Origin of the sequence: Brasilonema bromeliae SPC951, assembly GCF_012912135.1 — a bacterium.
GTDB lineage: Bacteria > Cyanobacteriota > Cyanobacteriia > Cyanobacteriales > Nostocaceae > Brasilonema > Brasilonema bromeliae.
In genome coordinates this window covers 11,453-14,369 of record NZ_QMEB01000168.1, presented here as the reverse complement: position 1 = coordinate 14,369, position 2,917 = coordinate 11,453, and the positions used below count along the sequence as shown (strand labels likewise).

Below are 2,917 nucleotides of genomic sequence, written 5' to 3'. Positions count from 1 at the left end.
CAAGTTCTGACGATGAATGTAGAATCCCCTCGCCTTTAGGCAGGGGAGTGTCAATATTAGTCATTATTGACTTTCATGACTTCGTTATACCGCGTTGCATTCATGACTTAAACCCTCCGGGTGTGCGCAGAGCGCACGCCTTACGGCGTTAGCAAAGCGTCTCCGGAGGAGATACGCCAGTCGCCTGCGGAGGGAAACCCTCCTGCAGCAGGTTGTCGTCACCTCACCCCCGCCCTTACGGGCACCCCTCTCCTTAATAAGGAGAGGGGATGGGGGTGAGGTCTCATGACTTCGTTAGAATCATTTACAGGTACTTAACATTTCTTTGGATCATGCAGGGAACAACAGCCCCCTCTACAACCCCAATTCCTGGTAAATATTGGCAGTGGCGAGGGCAGAGGATTTATTACGTCAAAGCGGGAGAACCAAAAATTCAACGCCCTCCCTTATTATTGGTACACGGTTTTGGTGCATCTACCGACCACTGGCGCAAGAACATCAGCGGATTGTGTAACGATTTTGAAGTCTTTGCCATTGACCTTTTGGGATTTGGGCGTTCTGCGAAACCTAAATTAGAATACAGTGGTGACTTGTGGCGCGACCAACTCAACGATTTTATCACTGAAGTGATTGGTCAAAAAGCAGTGTTAGCAGGTAATTCTCTGGGAGGGTATGCAAGCTTGTGTGTTGCAGCACAACGTCCTGATGCAGCAGCGGGTTTGGTTTTACTCAACAGTGCTGGTCCTTTTAGCGAAAACCAACCTTCACCAGAACCAGAAGCTTTGCAAACTGAAATTGAGCCGATACCAGCAAACGAAAAGCTACAAAAACTACTGGGTGAAATTGCCAAGTGGATTTTACGGCAGCCTTTAGCCCAGTTTCTCTTATTTCAATACATAAAACAACCTTGGGTAATTCGCCAAACTCTAGAGAAAGTTTATCTTGACAAAAGTGCCATTACAGACCAACTAGTAGAAGAAATTTATCGTCCTGCGTGCGACTCTGGGGCTATGGATGTATTTTTGTCTGTGTTTAGCACTCCTCAAGGGGAAAAAGTTGATACGCTGCTCAAGCAATTAACTTGTCCTCTGTTACAGTTGTGGGGAGAAGCTGATCCTTGGATAAGTGCAAGGGAACGTTCAAAGAAGTTTCGGCAATACTATCCTGAATTAACAGAATACTTCTTGCGGGCGGGTCATTGTCCTCATGATGAGGTACCAGATGAGGTGAACCGTTTGTTGAGTGAGTGGGTTTTGTCTACAGTTGTGAGTTCGTCGTGAGTTTACTGTGAGTGACTGTAGGGGAGCCAGTGCGTTGCGGAGGTTCCCTCCGTTGTAGCACCTGGCGTTGTGTTAGGCGCATATTTCAATATGATTTGTAACGAAAAATAGAAAAGCGCCTAGCGCACCAATGTATAACTTAACTCGTCTTCCAATGGTTCAAGATAAAGTTTGATTGCTTCTTGGATATTGTCTAATGCTTCTTCGATAGTTTCCCCTTCACTGATACAGCCTGGAAGCAAAGGTACAGAGACGGTGTATCCGCCTTCATCACTGGGTTCTAATATGACTTTTATTTTCATAATTTGGCTTTCTGACTTTCTTTTAAATATAATGTGTGTCGCGTAAGCAATAAGGCAATCGCTCTCTATATTTTTGTGTTTCAATAGAGTAGAAAATGACAACTAAGTTGTAGCAAAGCGGAAAACTTAATGGCTGTAAAGTTTATTTTAAGTGACTATGTTGAGCAAGCAACTGCACAGGCGGTTTACGACAAACTAGAAGATGGTACATTTGCAGGTAAAATTCCTGCTTGTAAGGGAGTTATAGCCTTTGGTTCAACCTTGCGTGAGTGTGAAGATGAGTTACGCTCAACACTGGAAGACTGGATTTTGCTTGGGTTGAAATTGGGACATTCTCTGCCAGTCATTAATAATATTGACCTTAACAAGGAGCCAACTCTTGAGTCGATGGATACCTTGTAAGCGTCGGGATTTTGTCCATAAATTGCGACTGTTAGGTTTTGAGGGACCTTTTTCTGGAGCTAAGCATCAGTTTATGACTTACGGGCAGCATCGCCTAACCATTCCCTCCAATGATGAGTATTCTGTACCGCAACTGCGGATGATGGTTCGGGAAATTGAGATGATTTTGGAGCGAGAAATCACACTGGAAGAGTGGACTAGCCTTTAATACATTCGGTGATAGGCGATCGCGAAGCGGCTCCAAAGGAGCATCGCCTTTCATGATTTGATGGATATTAGGTGGCGAATCGCGTGTTTAACAGTGAACAGTGAACAAGTAACTGATAACTGATAACTGATAACTGATAACTGGTAACTGATTTGGAACTCGAAACTTCAGCTTCAAAAGTGCAAAGTCCGAGTTGAGAACTTCAGCGTTGAGGCTCAGAACTTGAGTTTTCCTGATCTGAAGCCAATTGAGCGCGAAGACTTGCCAAACTTTCACGAACAGTGACAGTGTTGGGATGATTTACCTCTAAGCGTTGTTCACAAATCTCCAATGCTTGTAAGTACAAAGGTTCAGCTTCTGCGTATCTTCCTTGGTAAGAGTAGAGTGACCCCAGGTTGTTGAGGCTGAGTGCGACATTGGGATGTTCTTCTCCCAGCAGGCGTCGGCTGAGTTCCAATGCTTGTTGGAACAAAGGTTCAGCTTCTGGGTATCTTCCTTGGGAGTTGTAGAGTAACGCCAGGTTGTTGAGGCTGAGTGCGACATTGGGATGTTCTTCTCCCAGCAGGCGTCGGCTGAGTTCCAATGCTTGTTGGAACAAAGGTTCAGCTTCTGGGTATCTTCCTTGGGAGTTGTAGAGTAACGCCAGGTTGTTGAGGCTAGCTGCGACAGAGGGATGTTCATCTCCCAGCAGGCGTCGCCTTAGTTCCAATGCTTGTAGGTACAGT

The 2,917-nt window shown here is 45.3% G+C and carries 5 protein-coding genes; 3 read left to right on the top strand and 2 right to left on the bottom strand.

Going from position 1 to position 2,917, the window contains the following annotated elements:
* Nucleotides 1–332: 332 nt before the first annotated feature.
* Entirely contained in the window at nucleotides 333–1,280 is a 948-nt protein-coding gene (locus tag DP116_RS19435) for an alpha/beta fold hydrolase (RefSeq protein WP_169156736.1), read from the top strand.
* Nucleotides 1,281–1,399: 119 nt separating this feature from the next.
* On the opposite strand, the gene DP116_RS19430 is transcribed toward DP116_RS19435, so the two are convergent.
* Entirely contained in the window at nucleotides 1,400–1,582 is a 183-nt protein-coding gene (locus DP116_RS19430) for a type II toxin-antitoxin system HicB family antitoxin (protein WP_169156735.1), read from the bottom strand.
* Nucleotides 1,583–1,711: 129 nt separating this feature from the next.
* On the opposite strand from DP116_RS19430, the gene DP116_RS19425 reads away from it, so the two are divergent.
* Nucleotides 1,712–1,984, top strand: coding sequence for a type II toxin-antitoxin system HicB family antitoxin (locus DP116_RS19425; RefSeq protein WP_211173390.1), 273 nt, complete (start codon nucleotides 1,712–1,714; stop codon nucleotides 1,982–1,984).
* Nucleotides 1,962–2,192, top strand: coding sequence for a hypothetical protein (locus DP116_RS19420; RefSeq protein WP_211173389.1), 231 nt, complete (start codon nucleotides 1,962–1,964; stop codon nucleotides 2,190–2,192). The genes DP116_RS19425 and DP116_RS19420 overlap by 23 nt, the downstream gene beginning before the upstream one ends.
* Before the next feature lie 202 nt (nucleotides 2,193–2,394).
* Here DP116_RS19420 and DP116_RS29505 read toward each other — a convergent pair.
* The coding region (locus DP116_RS29505) for a tetratricopeptide repeat protein (RefSeq protein WP_246275705.1) at nucleotides 2,395–2,917 on the bottom strand (523 nt) is incomplete at its 5' end.

Bases quoted from the DNA above. Each gene is read 5' to 3' on its own strand.
- DP116_RS19435 (WP_169156736.1), top strand. From the start codon at position 333: ATGCAGGGAACAACAGCCCCCTCTACAACCCCAATTCCTGGTAAATAT.
- DP116_RS19430 (WP_169156735.1), bottom strand. From the start codon at position 1,582: ATGAAAATAAAAGTCATATTAGAACCCAGTGATGAAGGCGGATACACC.
- DP116_RS19425 (WP_211173390.1), top strand. From the start codon at position 1,712: ATGGCTGTAAAGTTTATTTTAAGTGACTATGTTGAGCAAGCAACTGCA.